Below are 19,969 nucleotides of genomic sequence, written 5' to 3'. Positions count from 1 at the left end.
CGGGAGCCGCGGCTCCCGCGGCGGGGCCGAAGGACGCGGCCGGCTCCGGCGGCCACAGGGCAGTCGGAGGGCATGCGAAGGGCATGCAGAGGGCAGCGAGAGAAGAGAGGGAGGGAGCGGACCCGTGCCGGAGGGACACACCATCCACCGGCTGGCCGAGGACTACGCCGCCGCTTTCGCCGACGGCAGCCCTCTCCGAGTGACCAGCCCCCAGGGCAAGTTCAGTGACGCCGCCGCCCTCCTGGACCGCACCCCCCTGCACACCGCCGACGCCCACGGCAAGCACCTCTTCCTCGGCTTCCGCGACCCCGACCCCGAGCACGCCGACTGGGTCCACATCCACCTCGGCCTCTTCGGCAAGGTCGCCCTGGGCCCGGCCCCCGCGCCCCCGCCCACGGACACCGTCCGCCTGCGCCTCGCGCACCCCGCCGCGTACGCCGATCTGCGCGGGCCCACCACTTGCGCCCTGATCACCGGTGCCGAGAAACGGGCGATACACGACCGTCTCGGCCCCGACCCCCTGCGCCCGGACGCGGAACCGGACGGCGCGTACCGCAGGATCAGCCGAAGCCGTACGACGATCGCCGCACTCCTCATGGACCAGAAGGTCCTCGCCGGCGTCGGGAACGTCTACCGCGCCGAGGTCCTCTTCCGGCACGGCATCGACCCCTACCGGGCGGGCCGGGACATCACCCCCGCCGAGTGGGACACGCTCTGGACCGACCTGGTCGGGCTGATGCGCGAGGGCGTCCGCAACAACCGCATCGACACCGTCCGTCCGCAGCACACCCCGGAGGCGATGGGCCGCCCGCCGCGCGTCGACGACCACGGCGGTGAGGTGTACGTCTACCGCCGGGCCAACCGGCCCTGCCACATCTGCGGCGGCGAGATCCGCACCGCCGATCTCGCCGCCCGCAACCTCTTCTGGTGCCCGGCCTGCCAACACCGGTAGACGATTTCCGTCGGACACCCCCCGCGACGGCGCCCGGTGAAGTTGACTGTGAAGCAGGTCCCCCAACGAGGGACAACCAGGACCTCCCGTGCCAAGTGGCCGGTCCGATGGATAGGGTCCCGAACTAATGGCAGCAGGACGAGAGAGGCGCGCAGAAGCCGACACGCTGACGGCCCGGGTGAAGAAGCAATGGCACCGGGCCCGCGTCGGCGTGCGCCGTGCTGCCGTCGACTACTTCCGCGGAGACGGTTCCGACTGGATAGCCCTCGCCGGACTGCTGCTGACGATCCCGCTCATCGCGGTGGCGACCCTCGCCAACTCCGTGTGGTTCGCGCCGTCCGCACTGGTCCTGCCGATCGTCGCCGGCGGGCTGCTGCTGCGCCCGGCGAGCCTGCTCGGCCTGTACGCGGCGGCGGCGACCGCGCTGATAGTCGAGGCCGTCCGGCTCGGCCCGTACACCGAGGGCGCCTCCCGGGTCACCCCCGGCGTCGTCCTCGTCGTGGCCGCCGGAGGCTTCTTCGGCCTGGTCGTCGCCCAGTTCCGCAGCCGGGTGGGCGTGCCCTGGCGGCGCGGCGGCACCATGCTGTTCGACCTGCGCGAACGCATCCGCGTCCAGAGCCAGTTGCCGACCCTGCCGAGCGGATGGCACCGGGAGATGTCCCTGCGCCCCGCGGGAGGCCAGTCCTTCTCGGGCGACTTCGTGGTCGCCGCCCGCACCAACGGCGGGCGCACCCTGGAAGTCGTCCTGACCGACGTGTCCGGCAAGGGCATGGACGCCGGATCGCGCGCCCTGCTGCTGTCCGGCGCCTTCGGCGGCCTGCTCGGCAGCCTCCCGCCGCACGCCTTCCTGCCGGCCGCCAACGGCTACCTGCTCCGCCAGGAATGGGAAGAGGGCTTCGCCACCTCCATCCACCTCGTCCTCGACCTGGACTCCGGCGACTACGAGCTGTACTCCGCCGGGCATCCGCCGGGCCTCCAACTCAGCGCGGGCAGCGGCAAATGGGAGGAGAAGATGGCCGACGGCCCGCTCCTCGGGGTGTACGACGGCGCCCAGTTCCACCCGGTGAAAGGCTCGCTGCGCGCCGGCGACGTGCTGATGCTGTTCACCGACGGTCTGGTGGAGACGGCGGAGCGGGACATCGTCGAAGGCATCGACCGCCTCACCGGCGAGGCCGACCGCTATGTCGCCGGCGGCTTCCACGGAGCGGCCTGGCACCTCATCGAAGCGGTCGCCAAGGACGTCAACGACGACCGGGCGCTCCTGCTGATCTGCCGCGAGGGCCCCACGGCCGCCGCGAACCGCTGACCGGACGGGGACGGGACCGCGGTCCGCGCCCGTGCCCGGCGCCACTCTCCTGACCCCCTCCAGCACGCGCGGCACCGCACGCGGGCGACACTGGAGGGGTGACCGGGACACCACACAGCCTGCTGACCACGGCCCAGATCGAGGCCACCGCCCGTGCCGTGCACGAAGGCCAGAGAGACAAGGCGGGCGTGCCGTACGCCGAGCATCTCCGGGCCGTCGCCGAGGGCGTCCGGGCGCGCGGCGGCGACGAGGAGCAGATCGCGGCGGCCTGGCTGCACGACGCCGTCGAGGACGGCAAACTGTCACAGGAGTGGCTCAGGGAAGCGGCACTGACCCGCCGTACCAGGGACATCGTCCTCGCGGTCACCAAGCGGTCCGGGGAACCGCCCGAGGCGTACGCGGCCCGCATCCTCGCGACCCCGGGCGCGCTGCTGGTGAAGGAGGCGGACCTGGCGCACAACGCCGATCCGGCGCGGCTGGCGGTGCTCGACGAGGCGACCCGCACGCGACTGAGCCAGAAGTACACGCGGATGCACACACTCCTCGGCCTCGTGGCGGGCGACCGGCCGGCCTGACCGGCCGGCCTGACCGGCCGGTCGGATCGACCGGGCCGGCCACAGGGAACCGGACTGCCGTGTCTGTCGAAGACCTCGGCGCCGTCTCCCGAGTTCACCCGGACCGTGATGCCCCGGCTGTGCACGACCACGTTGAACGGCGACTCCTCCGGCTCCGCGTGGGTCACCACGGTGAACTCCTCACCGGGACGCATCCAACGACCGGTGCCCCACGGCTCGACCCGAAGGCCGAGCATGCCGCCGGTCTCGTTGCCCACGCTCGTCTTCGACACGCGCGCGCCTTGACCAGCAACATGACCGCCCGGACAAGTCCCGGCCCGCACGCGGTCCTGTGGGGACCCCAGCGCCTTTGCGTCCCTCGCCGCCGGCTCAACCGGCTCCAGGGTCAGCAAGCCCACTCGAAGGTATAGGTGCGCTCAGGCAGCGGCTTCGACGCTCACGTACGGAGGCACGCTCCGAATCCGCGGGCGTCCGGCCGGCGAGACGGGTGACCGGTTCGTGGCGAATCCGCACCCCGCGGTACGCCCGCCCTCGCGCACGCCCCCCACGCTCCACAGTGCCCGGCTCCCCCTGTGAGCAGCCCGGATACAACCCTCGCGGCCCGTCGCGAGTCAGAGACACCGCGATGAGGTGAGGGCCTCCGCACCACCGGGCCACAGGAATGGCATACGATGCGCGCGGCTCTCATAAAGATCAAATAAGAGGATGTACACGTCATGGCAATCCGCGCCCCCTACCGTTCCCTTCGCGGCATATCCGCCGTTGTCGCCCTGCTCGCGATCGGCGCGGTGGGATGCTCGGACGTCTCCGACGCCGTCGGCAGTGCCAAGGACGGCGCGAAGAAGGTGGCTCGCCAGCGCTCGGTGTTCTCGCTGGACGTCGGCGACTGCTACAACCCGAACGGCAAGGCCGAGGGGGAGGCGTTCGCCGTCGAGGTCGTGCCCTGCGACGAGGCGCACGAGGGCCAGGTCGTCGGCGAGTTCGCGATCGACGAGGGCAAGGAGTACCCCGGCGACGACGGGGTCTCGACGATCGCGGACGACCGCTGCCTGGTCGAGGCGCAGAAGTACGCCCCGGACACCTGGGCGCTCCCCCAGGGCGTCGGCCTCTCCCACTACACCCCGACCAAGGAGAGCTGGGCGACGGGCGACCGCGCGGTGAGCTGCACCTACACCGCGGAGAAGGGCACGTTCAGCGGATCGCTGAACACCGCGAAGTCCCTCAAGCCCGAGCAGACCGCGTACCTCAATGGCTCGAACGCGGTCTACGAGGCCCTGTGGGCGAACCAGCCGGAGAAGGACACCGTCGAGGACGACCTGGCCGGCTACAAGGCGCAGGCCAAGGCCGTCACGGCCGCCCTCGACGCACACGTCGAGGGCCTGGACGGCATCGAGGGCGCCGAGGTCGGCAAGCTCCGCGCGACGCTGACGAAGGCGGCCGGGAACTGGAAGAAGGCCGCGAACGCCGCCGACGCCGACGCGTTCTACCTCGCCTACGACCCGGCCTTCACCGACATCGACCCGAACAAGTCGGTCGCCGCCCGCAAGGAACTGGGACTGGCCACCACCGTCCCGGCCGACGAGGCCGAGGTCTGGGCGGGCTGACGCTCCGTCGGGTCGGCGGGGCCGCGTCCGTCAAGGACGCGGCCCCGCTTCCCGGGGCCTGTCCGGATCTCTCTCCGCTTTCGCCGGCGCCTTCGGCGTCCGACGGCACGACGGCGCCCGGCCGGAATCCCCGGTCGGATCGGGGGTGAGCCCGGCAAGCTCTTCACGAGCCGGGCCGGCAGCCGGTCCCGGGCGAGGCGTAACCGGTCCTCCGACGTGATCGACCGCACAGGACCTATGCGGAGACCTGCTCCTGAGCCTCCCGGCCTTCCCGGGACTCCCGCGTCCCCCCGGCCTCCTGCTTCGTCCACTTCTCCCCCTGCTCGCGTTCGCGGGCCGGTCCGGCCGCGTCGCGCTGGAAGGCCCACTCCATCCTCGGCTCCATCGCGAACCGGAAGACCCGCTGCACCGGCCTGGAGCACAGGAACGTCACCAGGACCGCCGCGCACACGGTCACGGCGGCCACGCCGACCGGCTCGCGCAGTACCGAGGGCTCGAACCAGCCCTGGTAGTCCCCGGCCTTCACCACGAAGCCGTGCAGCAGATAGCCGTACAGCGTGCCCGCGCCGAGTGCCGTGAACCACATGTGGCGGCCCGGCACCCAGGCGAAGAAGCAGGCCGTCAGCAGCAGGGAGCAGCCGAACAGCACCAGCACCATCACCGGGCCGGCCCACCACGGCGCGCCCAGCTCCTGCGCGGAGTCACGGTGGTAGAGCCACCCGGTGGTCATCCGCGGCTCCGCCCACCAGGCGAGTGCGAGCGCGGAGACGAACACGGGCACCGACAGGATCCGCACCGACCGGCGGCGCACCAGGTGGAAGTGCTCGGGCCTCATGCACAGGCCGAGCACGAAGTACGGCAGGAACTGCAGGACACGCTGCAGATCGAGGTCGTCGCCGATCTGCGGGGAGACGCTCGCCAGCATGGCGAGGCCGAGCGCCAGCGGCAGCGGGTGGCGCACCGCCCTCCAGATCGGCGTGGTCAGCCGCCAGACGAACAGCGCGCACAGGAACCAGGTCAGATACCAGGGATCGAGAAGGCTGATCTCCTGCTGCGGGTCGCTGTCGACGACCCGCTTGAAGAGCGGGTAGGCCGTCTCGAAGACGATGTACGGCACGGCGACGCCGGTGACCAGCCGCCGCAGCCGGTCGGGGCGCATGTCGAAGCTGCGCGAGAAAAAGCCGGAGACGATGATGAAGGCCGGCATGTGGAAGGCGTACACGACGGTGTACGCGGCCTCCATGAACCGGCTGTCACCCTTGATGGGCTCCCAGAAATGGCCTACGGCCACCAGCACGATCGCCAGGTACTTGGCGTTGTCGAAGAACGCGTCCCGCCGCTTGCCGGAGCCCGACGCCCCGCTCCTCGGCATATCGGTCGTCGACGCACCGGTTCCCGGCGACGAGGCCGGGGGAAGCGGCCTTGTGCGGTTGCCGTTCGGTCGAGGCGAGTTCGTCACAGGGCCACCCGCCAGGAACTCGGGGAGGGGACCGGCGCACTCGCTGCGCTTCTGGGGGACGAGGCAGCGTGGAACATCTGAGGCACCCTAGCCTTCACCGCGGGGAGGCGTAAAACTCCCACGTCATTCTGGTTGTCCATTCCGGATACCCGCGATCCGTGAATGCCGACGGTTATGCCGGCGTGATGGCCGACACACGCCGAACGCACCGCATGAGCAAGGCTCCAGAACACCTGGTGCGCCGTGTGTGACCCGATTCCTCCCGGGCGAACGGTGCATATGACCCGCCCGTCGATCCCGAAGGAGTGTCCGCTTCATTCCTTTTCGGGGTCTGCCTGGGGGCTCGTCGGGATACGTGGAGCAGTAAGGGGGAATGGCCGCGGAGGTGTTGTGTGGATATGGCACCGGTCCGGTCGGATTTCATCCGTGAGTGGTGAGTCGAATTACCGTGCGAGAAGCCACCGTTGGCTTCGCGCGGGGCCCGCCCACGGCCCGCCCGCCGCCTCGCGCGGGCGGGCGCGCACGCGGAACCTGGCCGATGTGAGACGGATGATGCGTCACGAGCCGCATAGGGCGGCCCTGTTGGTGGCACGATGGTTCTGGCGGGGTGCGCGGGGATGCGTCGCCCGGACCGGACGAGCGGACCGACCAAGGGTGTGATCAGTTGTGGCCATTTCACTGTCTGTGGTGCTGCTGTTGGCGATCATCCTTGTAGTACTGATCAGAGGCGGCTCCATCAAGGCCGGGCCCGCGATCGTCGCGATCCTCTTCGGCTTCTTCCTCGCCTCCACCGGCATGGCCCCGTCGATCAACCGCTTCATGGACTCGATAGCGGACATGATCAACTCGGTCAGCTTCTGAGAACGCGAACAGGGCCGGCCGGAGGAATGAACCTCCGGCCGGCCCTGAACCGTGTGGAGCGGGCGACGGGAATCGAACCCGCGTAGCTAGTTTGGAAGACTAGGGCTCTACCATTGAGCTACGCCCGCACATCGCGCACCGCACGCCCTGGGAGCGCGGCACTGACAGGCATCGTAGCGGGTGGTGCGCCCTTGTCGCACACCGCGTGCCCCTTTCGGCCTCGGCGTCGCACCACGCCCGGTGCAATGAGGAGGCCCGGCCGGGCGGCGGCATGTACCCTACGTGTCGCACCAGACGGGGTGTGGCGCAGCTTGGTAGCGCGTCCGCTTTGGGAGCGGAAGGCCGTGGGTTCAAATCCCGCCACCCCGACCAGTCACCTGATCACCGCCAGTGATCGGCTTTGGGGCGCTGCAGTCGCTGCCGTTACTATGCAAGCTGCACGCCCGTGTGTCTCCAGCGTCTGAAGTCTCCGGGCTGCGAATCGGCCGGACCGTTCTGGTCCCGGTGGAAATCCAGAAGTCAGCCACAAGGAGACCGAACCGTGAAGAGCGCCGTGGAGACCCTGAATCCGACTCGGGTTCGGCTCACTGTCGAGGTGCCCTTCGAGGAGCTCAAGGACAGCCTCGACGCGGCGTACAAGAAGATCAACCAGCAGGTCACGGTGAAGGGCTTCCGTAAGGGCAAGGTCCCGGCCCGGGTCATCGACCAGCGCTTCGGCCGCGGTGCGGTGCTGGAGGAGGCGGTCAACGACGCGCTCCCGAAGTTCTACACCGACGCGGTCAACGAGGCCGAGCTGAACCCGCTGGGCCAGCCCGAGGTCGACATCACGGAGCTGAAGGACGGCGAGACGCTCAACTTCACCGCCGAGGTCGACATCCGCCCGACCATCGAGATCCCGGACTACTCCGGCATCGAGGTCGAGGTCGACGCCGTCGAGGTCACCGAGGAGGACGTCGACAAGGCCGTCGAGGAGCTGCGCGAGCGCTTCGCCTCCACCGCCCCGGTCGAGCGTGCCGCCGAGGACGGCGACGTCGTCACGATCGACCTCGAAGCCAAGGTCGACGGCGAGGTCCTCGAGGACGGCATCGCCAACGGCGTCTCCTACACCATCGGCTCCGGCGAGCTGCTGGACGGCGTCGACGCCGCGGTGACGGGCCTGTCGGCCGACCAGGAGGCCACCTTCGCCTCCGAGCTGAAGGGCGGCTCCGCAGCGGGCAAGGAGGCCGAGGTCACCGTCAAGGTCACCCAGGTCGCCAAGCGTGAACTGCCCGAGCTGGACGACGAGTTCGCGCAGCTCGCCTCCGAGTTCGACACCCTCGAGGAGCTGCGCGCGGACAGCCGCAAGCGCCTGGAGAACATGAAGGAGTACGACCAGGCCACGCAGGCCCAGGAGCGCGTCCTGGACAAGCTGCTCGAGCTGGTCGAGGTCCCCGTCCCCGAGAAGCTGCTCGAGGACGAGATCAACACCCGTAAGCACAACCTCGAGCACCACCAGCTCGGCCAGATGGGCCTCGACCTCGAGAAGTACCTCGAGATCCAGGGCAAGACCGCCGAGGAGTTCGACACCGAGACCCGCGAGGCCGCGGTCAAGGGCATCAAGACCCAGTTCGTCCTCGACCAGCTGGTCAACCAGGAGAAGCACAACGTCAACCAGGAGGAGCTCACCGAGCACCTCATGCGGCGTGCGGCCTCCTCCGGCATGTCCCCCGACCAGTTCGCGCAGGCGGTCGTCGAGGGCGGTCAGGTTCCGCTCCTGGTCGGCGAGGTCGCCCGCGGCAAGGCCCTGGCCGCCGTGGTCGAGAAGGCCGTGGTCAAGGACACCAACGGCGAGATCGTCGACCTCGAGGACGAGGAAGAGGACGAGACCGCCGAGGCCCCCGCCGCGGACGCCGAGGAGGCCCCCGCCGAGGCCGACGACGCCGACGCCAAGGCCGACGACGCCAAGGCCGACAAGGCCGAGGAGAAGACCGAGGGCTGAACCTCGCGTCGCCTCTGACGGACGTACGACGGGCCCCGGACATTCCGTTCCGGGGCCCGTCTGCCGTATGGCAGGGCGGCGCACCCAGGGGCGCGGGGCCCCCGCCGGTGCGCGGTTCCGCCGCGCCGGGCGCGGCCGGCCGGCCACGCCCCGCAGACCCTCACCGGCGGATCCGCCCACGGCGTGAGGACCCGGCGCACCCGGCGGAGCACCCTGCGCTCACAGCGAACACCCCCCGCTCCGGGATTCCCCGAAGGGGCCCGCGCGTTAGGGTCCATGAGTACGAGGGCAGGGGAGTCCGCGAGCACGGCCGGACGGCCCCACGCCCCGGCAGAACACGTGAGACGGCCCGGCGCCGTCGTAAGACGAGCAGGTGGATACGTGACGAATCTGATGCCTTCAGCCGCCGGCGAGCCTTCCATCGGTGGTGGCCTCGGCGACCAGGTCTACAACCGGCTGCTCGGCGAGCGGATCATCTTCCTCGGCCAGCCGGTCGACGACGACATCGCCAACAAGATCACCGCACAGCTGCTGCTCCTTGCCTCCGACCCGGACAAGGACATCTACCTCTACATCAACAGCCCCGGCGGCTCGATCACCGCCGGCATGGCGATCTACGACACCATGCAGTACATCAAGAACGACGTGGTGACCATCGCCATGGGCCTCGCGGCCTCGATGGGTCAGTTCCTGCTCAGCGCGGGCACGCCCGGCAAGCGCTTCGCGCTGCCGAACGCGGAGATCCTGATCCACCAGCCCTCCGCCGGCCTGGCCGGCTCGGCCTCGGACATCAAGATCCACGCCGAGCGGCTGCTGCACACCAAGAAGCGCATGGCCGAGCTCACCTCCCAGCACACGGGCCAGACGATCGAGCAGATCACCCGCGACTCGGACCGCGACCGCTGGTTCGACGCCTTCGAGGCCAAGGAGTACGGCCTCATCGACGACGTCATGACCACGGCCGCGGGCATGCCGGGCGGCGGCGGCACCGGGGCGGGCTGAGCGGCCCACGGGAGCCACACGGCCCCGTAGGACCCCCCACCGGGCCCCCTCCAGGGTCCGGTGGCAGCCCCAGCAGCCCCGGCCGACCGCCTCAGCCCCCTTCCAGGAGACACCGTGAACGACTTCCCCGGCAGCGGCCTGTACGACCGCACCCGTGCCGAGTACACCGGCCCCGCGGCCGAGTCCCGCTACGTCATCCCGCGCTTCGTCGAGCGCACCTCCCAGGGCATCCGCGAGTACGACCCGTACGCGAAGCTCTTCGAGGAGCGCGTGATCTTCCTCGGCGTCCAGATCGACGACGCCTCCGCCAACGACGTCATGGCGCAGCTGCTGTGCCTGGAGTCGATGGACCCCGACCGGGACATCTCGGTCTACATCAACAGCCCCGGCGGCTCCTTCACCGCGCTCACCGCGATCTACGACACCATGCAGTACGTGAAGCCCGACGTGCAGACGGTCTGCATGGGCCAGGCGGCCTCCGCCGCCGCCGTCCTGCTCGCCGCCGGTACGCCCGGCAAGCGCATGGCGCTGCCGAACGCGCGGGTGCTGATCCACCAGCCGTACAGCGAGACCGGCCGCGGCCAGGTGTCCGACCTGGAGATCGCCGCCAACGAGATCCTCCGCATGCGTGCGCAGCTCGAGGACATGCTGGCCAAGCACTCCACCACGCCGGTCGAGAAGATCCGCGAGGACATCGAGCGCGACAAGATCCTGACGGCCGAGGACGCGCTGAGCTACGGCCTGATCGACCAGATCATCACCACCCGGAAGATGGACAACTCCAGCCTGCGCTGACGCGTGGGGCCCGAGAGGCTGTATCGTCTGCCGCCCCTTGGCATGGTTCATGACGGTTCGCGTCGAAGCGAACCGTGCCAAGGGGGGCCCGAACGGGGGGCCCGGCAAGGTACCGTCGGACATAAGGCAGCACCAGGAGTCGCTGGACGTCGACGTCCAGGCGGTTCCCAGGCGAAGGGGAAGCACACCGTGGCACGCATCGGTGACGGCGGCGATCTGCTCAAGTGCTCGTTCTGCGGCAAGAGCCAGAAGCAGGTCAAGAAGCTCATCGCAGGACCCGGTGTGTACATCTGCGACGAGTGCATCGACCTCTGCAACGAGATCATCGAGGAAGAGCTCGCCGAGACCAGTGAGGTCCGCTGGGAGGAACTTCCCAAGCCCCGCGAGATCTACGAGTTCCTCGAGGGATACGTGGTCGGCCAGGAATCGGCCAAGAAGGCCCTCTCCGTCGCCGTGTACAACCACTACAAGCGGGTCCAGGCGGGGGAGAACGGCGGCGCCCAGAGCCGCGAGGACGCCATCGAGCTGGCGAAGTCCAACATCCTGCTGCTGGGTCCCACCGGCTCCGGCAAGACCCTCCTCGCCCAGACCCTCGCCCGCATGCTGAACGTCCCGTTCGCGATCGCGGACGCCACCGCCCTCACCGAGGCCGGGTACGTCGGCGAGGACGTCGAGAACATCCTGCTGAAGCTGATCCAGGCCGCCGACTACGACGTCAAGAAGGCCGAGACCGGCATCATCTACATCGACGAGATCGACAAGGTCGCGCGCAAGAGCGAGAACCCGTCGATCACGCGCGACGTGAGCGGCGAGGGCGTCCAGCAGGCCCTGCTGAAGATCCTCGAGGGGACCACGGCGTCCGTCCCGCCGCAGGGCGGCCGCAAGCACCCGCACCAGGAGTTCATCCAGATCGACACGACGAACGTCCTGTTCATCGTGGGCGGCGCCTTCGCGGGCCTGGAGAAGATCATCGAAGGCCGGGCCGGCGCCAAAGGCATCGGTTTCGGCGCGACGATCCGCTCCAAGCGGGAGATCGAGTCCAAGGACCAGTTCGAGCAGGTCATGCCGGAGGACCTGGTCAAGTTCGGCATGATCCCCGAGTTCATCGGCCGGCTCCCGGTCATCACCTCGGTCCACAATCTCGACCGCGAGGCCCTGCTCCAGATCCTGGTCGAGCCGCGCAACGCACTGGTCAAGCAGTACCAGCGCCTCTTCGAACTCGACGGTGTGGAGTTGGACTTCGAGCGCGAGGCCCTCGAAGCCATCGCCGACCAGGCCATCCTCCGCCAGACCGGCGCCCGCGGCCTGCGCGCCATCATGGAGGAAGTCCTCCAGGGCGTCATGTACGAGGTCCCGTCCCGCAAGGACGTGGCCCGCGTGGTCATCACCGCGGACGTGGTCCTCTCCAACGTCAACCCGACCCTGATCCCGCGCGACGCCCGCGGCCGCGGACCGGGCGAGCAGAAGACGGCGTAGCGGCACCGCCGTTCCCCCGCACGGACGAAGGGCCCCGGTCGGGTGACCGGGGCCCTTTCACGCTCCGCGTACCGCTGCGCCGGAACGCGCGACGTCCTACGCCGGGACGCGCACGTCGTCGCGGAGCTTCGTGGTGATGTCCGCGGCGGTGTCCTTCGTGATGTCCTTGGTGTTGTCACCGGGGGAGACGACGGCGACCGTGCTGTAGTCCGCCCAGATGCAGAACCAGTTGGTGGTTTCCTTCTTGGTGAGGTTGTTGTTGCCCTTGCCCGCCTGGCACTTCATGACCGCGCCGTCGAGGTCGACCGCCTCGGGCTTGCCCAGCAGCTCGGTCATGAGCTCGTTGGACGAGTTCTCCTTGGTTTCCTTCGCGATGTTGGCGAAGAGCTTGTCCACGGCCGCCTCGGGGTCCTCGACCTCGCCGTAGGCGCCGAGGAACGTCACGCCCTTCGCCTTGAGCAGCTCTTCCTTGCCGGGGATGTCGGCCGGGTCGGGGGCCGTGGGGTCGTACCTGCTGAAGTCGGCCGTCGAGTACTGGGCGCCCACCGACTTGCCGTTCTTCACGCCGCCCTTGGCCAGGTCCTTGGTGGTGCCGGCGCTCGAGTCCTCGCCGCCCTCCCCGACGCGCGTGTACTCGCCCATCACCTTCTCCGGCGCCGAGAGCTTGTGCGGGCCGTCGTCCTCCACACCGCCCCCGCCGCCCCCGCCGATCACGAAGTACACGCCGACACCGATGGCCGCCACGACCGCCACCGCGCCGATGATCCAGCCGGCCTTCTTGGTGCTGTCACCCGGCGCCGGGGGCTGGGGCGCGCCGTACGGGGCCTGGCCGTACGGGGGCTGCTGCGGCGGGACGCCCTGGCCGGGCTGGGGCGGGTAGCCGTACCCGGGCTGCGGGGCCTGCGGCTGTGGAGGGTAGCCGTAGCCGGGCTGCGGAGCCTGCGGCTGCTGGCCGTAGGGACCCGGCTGACCGTACGGTCCGGGCTGCTGGGGCTGCCCGCCGTACGGGCCCGGCTGGTTGTGGCTCATTTTCTGGGTTCCCCTCCAGAAGCTTATGTGTCGCTGACATCCTGTCTCAGCTCCGGCGTGATCAGTCCGCCGGGGGGTGCACCGTTACAAAGGAATCGCGTTTCGGGACTGGGCCGTGACACCTCTAAACTGAGGCGCGTGACCGAGAAATCTCAGCAGCCGCAGCCGCCCACCTCCGAACTGCCGACCCAGTACGCGCCGGCCGACGTAGAGGGGCCGCTGTACGAGCGCTGGGTGGAGCGGGGCTATTTCGAGGCGGACGCGAAGAGCGACAAGCCCCCGTACACCGTCGTCATCCCCCCGCCGAACGTCACGGGCAGCCTGCACCTCGGCCACGCCTTCGAGCACACCCTCATCGACGCCCTGACCCGCCGCAAGCGCATGCAGGGCTTCGAGACGCTGTGGCAGCCCGGCATGGACCACGCCGGCATCGCCACGCAGAACGTCGTCGAGCGGGAGCTCGGCAAGGAGGGCAAGTCCCGGCACGACCTCGGCCGGGAGGCCTTCGTCGAGCGGGTCTGGCAGTGGAAGGGCGAGTCCGGCGGCCAGATCTCCGGGCAGATGCGCCGCCTCGGCGACGGCGTCGCCTGGTCGCGCGAGCGCTTCACCATGGACGAGGGGCTGTCCCAGGCCGTCCAGACCATCTTCAAGCGGCTCTACGACGACGAGCTGATCTACCGCGCCGAGCGCATCATCAACTGGTGCCCGCGCTGTCTGACCGCCATCTCGGACATCGAGGTCGACTACCAGGACGACGACGGCGAACTCGTCTCCATGAAGTACGGCGACGGGGACGACACCATCGTCGTCGCCACCACCCGCGCCGAGACGATGCTCGGCGACACGGCCGTCGCCGTCCACCCCGAGGACGAGCGGTACAAGCACCTGATCGGCAAGCTCATCAAGCTGCCGCTGACCGACCGCTCCATCCCGGTCGTCGCCGACGAGCACGTCGACCCCGAGTTCGGCACCGGCGCCGTCAAGGTGACCCCGGCCCACGACCCGAACGACTTCGAGATCGGCCGCCGCCACGCCCTGCCGTCCCTCACCGTGATGGACGAGCACGCCGTCATCACCGTCCACGGCCCCTTCCAGGGCCTGGACCGGCTCGAGGCCCGGTCCGCCATCGTCGCCGCGCTGCGCGCCGAGGGCCGGATCGTCGCCGAGAAGCGGCCCTACGTCCACAGCGTCGGCCACTGCTCGCGCTGCAAGACCACCGTCGAGCCGCGGCTGTCCATGCAGTGGTGGGTCAAGGTCGGCCCGCTGGCGAAGGCCGCCGGCGACGCCGTCCGCGACGGCAGGGTCAAGATCCACCCGCAGGAGATGGAGAAGCGGTACTTCGACTGGGTCGACAACCTCCACGACTGGTGCATCTCCCGGCAGCTGTGGTGGGGCCACCGGATTCCCGTCTGGTACGGCCCCGACGGCGAGGTCGTCTGCGTCGGCCCCGACGACGAGGCGCCCAGCGGCGAGGGCTGGCACCAGGACACCGACGTCCTCGACACCTGGTTCTCCTCCGGCCTGTGGCCCTTCTCGACGCTGGGCTGGCCCGAACAGACCGAATCGCTCGCGAAGTTCTACCCGAACTCCGTCCTGGTCACCGGCTACGACATCCTCTTCTTCTGGGTCGCCCGGATGATGATGTTCGGCCTGTACGCGATGGACGGCACCCCGCCGTTCCACACCATCGCCCTGCACGGCATGGTCCGCGACCAGTTCGGAAAGAAGATGTCGAAGTCCTTCGGCAACGCGGTCGACCCGCTGGACTGGATGGACAAGTACGGCAGCGACGCCCTGCGCTTCACGCTGGCGCGCGGCGCCAACCCGGGCGTCGACGTGCCGATCGGCGAGGACTGGGTCCAGGGCTCCCGCAACTTCGCCAACAAGATCTGGAACGCGACCCGCTTCGCCCTGATGAACGGCGCGACGGTGGACGGCCCGCTGCCGGACGCGTCGAAGATGTCGTCCACCGACCGCTGGATCCTCTCCCGGCTGAACTCGGTCGTCGCCGAAGTCGACGCGCACTACGACGACTTCCAGTTCGCCAAGCTGTCCGACACCCTGTTCCACTTCGCGTGGGACGAGGTCTTCGACTGGTACGTCGAGCTGTCCAAGACGACGTTCCAGGCGGGCGGCGAGCCGGCCGAGGTCAGCAAGCGGGTCCTCGGCGAGGTCCTGGACGTCACGCTGCGGCTGCTGCACCCGGTGGTCCCGTTCGTCACCGAGACGCTGTGGACGACGCTGACCGGCGGCGAGTCGGTCGTCATCGCAGACTGGCCCGAGGCTGTGTTCGTTCCTGGTGCTGACGCACCGGGCGGATTCCGGGACGTCGGCGCCGAGCGGGAGATCGAGACCCTCCAGTCCGTCATCACCGAGGTCCGCCGCTTCCGCGCCGACCAGGGCCTGCAGCCCGGCCAGCGGGTCCCCGCCCGGCTCTCCCTCGACGGCTCGGCGCTCGCCCCGCACGAGGCGGCGATTCGGCAGCTGCTGCGCCTCCAGCCGGAGGGCGACGCGTTCACCGCGACGGCGACCCTGCCGGTGGCGGGCGTCGAGGTCGCCCTGGACCTGTCCGGGGTGATCGACTTCGAGGCGGAGCGCAAGCGCCTCACCAAGGACCTCGCGGCCGCGCAGAAGGAGCGCCAGCAGGCGGAGGCCAAGCTGGGCAACGAGGCGTTCCTGGCGAAGGCCCCCGACCACGTGGTCGACAAGATCCGTACGCGCCTGGCCAAGGCGGACGAGGACATCGCCCGCATCGGGGCCCAGCTGGAGCGGCTCCCGAAGGCCTAGGGCCACTCGTTCGGATCGGGCCGGGCTCGCGGGGTCCGGCCCGGTCCGAACGAAAGACCCCGGCCCCCGGCCGTCCCACGTCCTGGGAAGCCCCCTGAGCCCGAGCGGTTCCGGGGGCTTTCGGCTGCCGTGGGGCGGATGCGGGCGGATACGTAGACTGGCCCCGTGAGCGACCTCCCCCCGAACGGCAACCACGACGACCCCGACGACCGGCCGGACCCCCTCTACCCTCTCGATCCCTTCGAGGAGATCGTCGAGGCGGAGACCCACCGGGACCCCGACCTCGCGGTGATCGAAGCCGGCAGCCGCACCCTGCGCACGCAGGGCGGCCCGCCCGAGTCCGACGTGCCCGCGCGGCCACAGGACCCCGAGGTCGCCCAGGCGCTGCGGGAGGTCGAGGGAGAGCTGGCGACCCGCTGGGGCGAGACCAAGCTGGAGCCGTCCCTCGACCGGGTCGCCGCGCTGATGGACGTCCTGGGCGAGCCGCAGCGCGCGTACCCGTCGATCCACATCACCGGCACCAACGGCAAGACGTCCACCGCCCGCATGATCGAGGCCCTCCTCGGCGCCTTCGAACTGCGCACCGGGCGCTACACCTCGCCGCACGTCCAGTCGGTCACCGAGCGGATCAGCCTCGACGGCGCGCCGGTCTCCGCCGAGCGGTTCGTGGAGACGTACCGGGACATCGCGCCGTACGTCGAGATGGTCGACGACCGGCAGGAGCACCGGCTGTCCTTCTTCGAGGTGCTCACCGGCATGGCGTACGCGGCCTTCGCCGACGCGCCGGTGGACGCCGCCGTCGTCGAGGTCGGCATGGGCGGCAGCTGGGACGCCACCAACGTGATCGACGCCGGCGTCGCCGTGGTCATGCCGATCGACCTCGACCACACCGACCGGCTCGGCACCACGCCCGCCGAGATCGCCACCGAGAAGGCCGGCATCATCAAGCCGGGCGCGACGGTGATCATGGCCCAGCAGCCGGTCGACGCGGCCCAGGTGCTGCTGAGGAAGGCCGTCGAGGCCGACGCGACCGTGGCCCGGGAAGGGCTGGAGTTCGGCGTCGCGGCCCGGCAGGTCGCCGTCGGCGGCCAGCAGGTGACCCTGCGCGGCCTGGGCGGCGAGTACCCCGAGGTGTACCTGCCGCTGCACGGCGCCCACCAGGCGCACAACGCCGCCGTGGCGCTCGCCGCCGTGGAGGCGTTCTTCGGCGTCGGCGCCCAGCGCGCCGAGCCGCTGGACATCGACACCGTCCGCAAGGCCTTCGCCGCCGTCGCCTCACCGGGCCGGCTGGAGGTCGTACGCCGGTCGCCCACCGTCGTGCTGGACGCCGCCCACAACCCGGCGGGCGCGCGGGCCGCGGCCGGGGCGATCGGGGAGGCGTTCCAGTTCAGCCGGCTCATCGGCGTGGTCGGCGCGAGCGGCGACAAGAACGTGCGCGGGCTGCTGGAGGCCTTCGAGCCGGTCTTCGCCGAGGTCGTCGTCACGCAGAACTCCAGCCACCGCGCGATGGACGCCGACGAGCTGGCGGGGATCGCCGTCGAGGTGTTCGGCGAGGACCGCGTCCAGGTCGAACCCCGGCTGCCCGACGCGCTGGAGGTGGCGATCACGCTCGCCGAGGAGGAGGGCGAGTTCACCGGCGCCGGTGTGCTCGTCACCGGTTCCGTCATCACGGTCGGCGAGGCCCGACTGCTTCTGGGGAAGGGCTGAGACACCGTGCGTACACTCTGCGCGTCGACCCTGATCGGCGAGTTCTTCCTCATCGGTTTCGCCGGACTGGTCGCGATGAAGGACCCGGACCTGACGGTCGGCACCGTGTGGACGGTCTGCGGCATCGCCATGTTCCTGTCCGTGGCACTGTGCGGGATGATCACCCGCCCCGGCGGCGTCGCCCTCGGCTGGGCCCTGCAGATCGCCCTGATCGCCTCCGGCTTCGTCGTCCCGATGATGTTCATCCTGGGCGCGCTGTTCGCGGTGCTGTGGTGGGCCTCGGTCCACTACGGGCGGAAGATCGACGAGGCGAAGGCCCGGTTCGCCGCCCGCACCGATCAGCCTGACGCTGCGTGACAGGCGCAGAACCCTGCCCGGTAACCTTCAGAGAATCCCGCACCACCCTTGAAACATAAGGAGCTCCGCCGTGACTCAGCGCACCCTCGTCCTTCTCAAGCCCGACGCCGTCCGTCGTGGCCTGACCGGCGAGATCATCAGCCGCATCGAGCGCAAGGCCGGCTGGCAGCTCACCGCGCTGGAGCTGCGCACCCTCGACCAGGACACGCTGGAGCAGCACTACGGCGAGCACAAGGGCAAGCCTTTCTACGAGCCGCTGATGGAGTTCATGGCCTCCGGCCCGGTCGTGGCGATGATCGTCGAGGGTGAGCGGGTCATCGAGGGCGTGCGCCAACTGGCCGGCCCGACCGACCCGGTCGCCGCGGCCCCGGGTTCGATCCGCGGGGACTTCGGTGTCATCGTCCGGGAGAACCTGATCCACGCCTCCGACTCCGAGGAGTCCGCCGAGCGCGAGGTGAAGATCTTCTTCCCGGACCGCGTCTGACGGTCGCGGGCACCACCGTTCGTGTCGGCCGTTCGTGTCGGCCGCGCCCGCCGTTCACCGCGTGCGTGACGACCGTGCGTATCGACCGCCCGCGCAGGTCCACGTGGCGTAACCGCCGCGCATAACGAACGCGCACAACGGTTGCCTACAACACGCGTACGAAAAGTGGTGCGAAGGCCACGCGCGACGATCACCCGCCAAGGCCGTGCATAACAATCGCATAGCGGCCGTGGGCTGCAGTTTTGGCCGCCTGGCGACGGTCTGGGGGCTTTGCCCCCAGACCTTTTCGACATGCGGGCGGCGTTCGGGGGAACGAGTGCCCCCGATGGCCCGTCTCCACAAGCAACGGGACCCGCCATCTGATGACAATGGCGAAGACCCTCGCGCCGTGTTCGCGAAGGCGCGTCTACGATGGAAGCCTTCGCGTCACCGCACCCACCTCGCCTACCTGAAAAGCCCTCAAAAGCCAGTGGGAAGGCCAGACGAATCCTCATGGGGAACTCTATGTCGTTCATCGGCCGTGACATGGCTGTCGACCTCGGGACCGCCAACACGCTGGTGTACGTCAGGGGTCGCGGAATCGTACTCAATGAGCCGTCCGTCGTCGCGATCAACACCAATACCGGTGGCATCCTCGCGGTCGGGTCCGAAGCGAAGAAGATGATCGGGCGCACCCCCGGCAACATCGTTGCCGTCCGTCCGCTGAAGGACGGCGTCATCGCCGACTTCGAGATCACCGAGCGGATGCTCCGCTACTTCATCCTGAAGATCCACAAGCGGCGGCATCTGGCCCGCCCGCGGGTCGTCGTCTGCGTGCCCTCCGGCATCACGGGTGTGGAGCGCCGTGCCGTCATCGAGGCGTCGTCCCAGGCCGGCGCCCGCCAGGTGCACATCATCGAGGAGCCCATGGCCGCGGCCATCGGTTCCGGCCTGCCGGTCCACGAGGCCACGGGCAACATGGTGGTGGACATCGGCGGCGGCACCACGGAGGTCGCGGTCATCTCCCTCGGCGGTATCGTCACCGCCCAGTCCATCCGGGTCGCGGGCGACGAACTGGACAACGCGATCATCCAGCACATCAAGAAGGAGTACTCCCTTCTGCTGGGTGAGCGCTCGGCCGAACAGATCAAGATCACCATTGGTTCGGCGTACGACCTCGACACCGACGAACACACCGAGATCCGCGGCCGGGACCTCGTCTCCGGGCTGCCCAAGACCGTGGTCATCTCCGCCGCCGAAGTCCGCAAGGCGATCGAGGAGCCCGTCAACTCGATCGTGGACGCCGTCAAGACCACCCTCGACAAGTGCCCGCCGGAACTGTCCGGCGACATCATGGACCGGGGCATCGTGCTGACCGGCGGCGGCGCTCTGCTGCGCGGGATGGACGAGCGGCTGCGCCGGGAGACGGGCATGCCCATCCACATCGCCGAGGACCCGCTGGACAGCGTGGCGCTCGGCTCCGGAAAGTGCGTCGAGGAGTTCGAGGCACTCCAGAAGGTGCTGGACGCGCAGCCGCGCAGATGACACAGCTCTTCGATTCCGCCGTACGGGACGATCTCCTCTCGTACGGCGGATCGTTGATATAGAGACATGAGCT

The 19,969-nt window shown here is 69.7% G+C and carries 16 protein-coding genes and 2 tRNA genes; 15 read left to right on the top strand and 3 right to left on the bottom strand.

The window, feature by feature from the left end; genetic code table 11:
• Positions 1-124: 124 nt before the first annotated feature.
• The 4 genes from OHB56_RS15150 to OHB56_RS15135 all read left to right on the top strand — a co-directional run bounded on the left by OHB56_RS15150 (position 125) and on the right by OHB56_RS15135 (position 4,437).
• Complete coding sequence (locus OHB56_RS15150; protein ID WP_406353794.1) at positions 125-952, top strand: Fpg/Nei family DNA glycosylase; 828 nt, start codon at positions 125-127, stop codon at positions 950-952.
• A 127-nt stretch (positions 953-1,079) separates the two neighbouring features.
• The gene (locus OHB56_RS15145; RefSeq protein WP_326752751.1) at positions 1,080-2,258 is read left to right on the top strand and encodes a PP2C family protein-serine/threonine phosphatase; all 1,179 of its coding nucleotides are present in this window, start codon (positions 1,080-1,082) and stop codon (positions 2,256-2,258) included.
• A 98-nt stretch (positions 2,259-2,356) separates the two neighbouring features.
• Positions 2,357-2,833: an HD domain-containing protein gene (locus tag OHB56_RS15140; protein ID WP_326752750.1), complete on the top strand. Its 477-nt coding sequence runs from the start codon at positions 2,357-2,359 to the stop codon at positions 2,831-2,833.
• Between the two features lie 716 nt (positions 2,834-3,549).
• The gene (locus tag OHB56_RS15135) at positions 3,550-4,437 is read left to right on the top strand and encodes a septum formation family protein (protein ID WP_326752749.1); all 888 of its coding nucleotides are present in this window, start codon (positions 3,550-3,552) and stop codon (positions 4,435-4,437) included.
• Between the two features lie 235 nt (positions 4,438-4,672).
• Here OHB56_RS15135 and OHB56_RS15130 read toward each other — a convergent pair whose 3' ends face one another.
• Complete coding sequence (locus OHB56_RS15130) at positions 4,673-5,896, bottom strand: acyltransferase family protein (RefSeq protein WP_406353791.1); 1,224 nt, start codon at positions 5,894-5,896, stop codon at positions 4,673-4,675.
• A gap of 666 nt (positions 5,897-6,562) precedes the next feature.
• Here OHB56_RS15130 and OHB56_RS15125 point away from each other — a divergent pair.
• Positions 6,563-6,757 carry a hypothetical protein gene (locus OHB56_RS15125; RefSeq protein ID WP_055593252.1) on the top strand — a complete coding sequence of 65 codons (195 nt, stop codon included), beginning with the start codon at positions 6,563-6,565 and terminating at the stop codon, positions 6,755-6,757.
• 54 nt (positions 6,758-6,811) lie between these two features.
• On the opposite strand, the gene OHB56_RS15120 is transcribed toward OHB56_RS15125, so the two are convergent.
• Positions 6,812-6,885 (bottom strand) — tRNA-Gly (locus OHB56_RS15120).
• Between the two features lie 167 nt (positions 6,886-7,052).
• On the opposite strand from OHB56_RS15120, the gene OHB56_RS15115 reads away from it, so the two are divergent.
• From OHB56_RS15115 to clpX, 5 genes are all read left to right on the top strand, one after another.
• Positions 7,053-7,129, top strand: a tRNA-Pro gene (locus OHB56_RS15115).
• Between the two features lie 169 nt (positions 7,130-7,298).
• Positions 7,299-8,735: a trigger factor gene (tig, locus tag OHB56_RS15110; protein WP_326752747.1), complete on the top strand. Its 1,437-nt coding sequence runs from the start codon at positions 7,299-7,301 to the stop codon at positions 8,733-8,735.
• Positions 8,736-9,128: 393 nt separating this feature from the next.
• A complete protein-coding gene (locus tag OHB56_RS15105) occupies positions 9,129-9,737 on the top strand; it encodes an ATP-dependent Clp protease proteolytic subunit (protein ID WP_055625632.1) in 609 nt (202 codons plus the stop codon).
• Between the two features lie 114 nt (positions 9,738-9,851).
• Positions 9,852-10,532 (top strand): ATP-dependent Clp protease proteolytic subunit, encoded by a 681-nt coding sequence (locus tag OHB56_RS15100; RefSeq protein ID WP_055593250.1) that lies wholly within the window; start codon positions 9,852-9,854, stop codon positions 10,530-10,532.
• A 189-nt stretch (positions 10,533-10,721) separates the two neighbouring features.
• The gene (gene clpX / locus OHB56_RS15095; protein ID WP_055570715.1) at positions 10,722-12,008 is read left to right on the top strand and encodes an ATP-dependent Clp protease ATP-binding subunit ClpX; all 1,287 of its coding nucleotides are present in this window, start codon (positions 10,722-10,724) and stop codon (positions 12,006-12,008) included.
• Positions 12,009-12,104: 96 nt separating this feature from the next.
• On the opposite strand, the gene OHB56_RS15090 is transcribed toward clpX, so the two are convergent.
• Positions 12,105-13,037, bottom strand: coding sequence for a hypothetical protein (locus tag OHB56_RS15090; protein ID WP_326752746.1), 933 nt, complete (start codon positions 13,035-13,037; stop codon positions 12,105-12,107).
• Positions 13,038-13,175: 138 nt separating this feature from the next.
• Here OHB56_RS15090 and OHB56_RS15085 point away from each other — a divergent pair, with 138 nt between their 5' ends.
• The 5 genes from OHB56_RS15085 to OHB56_RS15065 all read left to right on the top strand — a co-directional run bounded on the left by OHB56_RS15085 (position 13,176) and on the right by OHB56_RS15065 (position 19,896).
• Complete coding sequence (locus tag OHB56_RS15085) at positions 13,176-15,824, top strand: valine--tRNA ligase (RefSeq protein ID WP_406353788.1); 2,649 nt, start codon at positions 13,176-13,178, stop codon at positions 15,822-15,824.
• 165 nt (positions 15,825-15,989) lie between these two features.
• On the top strand, positions 15,990-17,531 hold the full coding sequence (gene folC / locus OHB56_RS15080) for a bifunctional tetrahydrofolate synthase/dihydrofolate synthase (RefSeq protein ID WP_406353786.1): 1,542 nt from the start codon (positions 15,990-15,992) through the stop codon (positions 17,529-17,531).
• Positions 17,532-17,537: 6 nt separating this feature from the next.
• Positions 17,538-17,888, top strand: coding sequence for a DUF4233 domain-containing protein (locus tag OHB56_RS15075; RefSeq protein WP_326752743.1), 351 nt, complete (start codon positions 17,538-17,540; stop codon positions 17,886-17,888).
• Between the two features lie 70 nt (positions 17,889-17,958).
• A complete protein-coding gene (gene ndk / locus OHB56_RS15070; RefSeq protein WP_326752742.1) occupies positions 17,959-18,372 on the top strand; it encodes a nucleoside-diphosphate kinase in 414 nt (137 codons plus the stop codon).
• 504 nt (positions 18,373-18,876) lie between these two features.
• Positions 18,877-19,896, top strand: a complete 1,020-nt coding sequence (locus OHB56_RS15065; protein WP_055596056.1) for a rod shape-determining protein — start codon at positions 18,877-18,879, stop codon at positions 19,894-19,896.
• Positions 19,897-19,969 lie beyond the last annotated feature (73 nt).

It is taken from the genome of Streptomyces sp. NBC_01635 (assembly GCF_045209715.1).
GTDB classification, from domain to species: Bacteria; Actinomycetota; Actinomycetes; order Streptomycetales; family Streptomycetaceae; genus Streptomyces; species Streptomyces hirsutus.
Note: the sequence above shows the minus strand (reverse complement) of the source record. Positions and strands in the feature narration are given on the sequence as shown.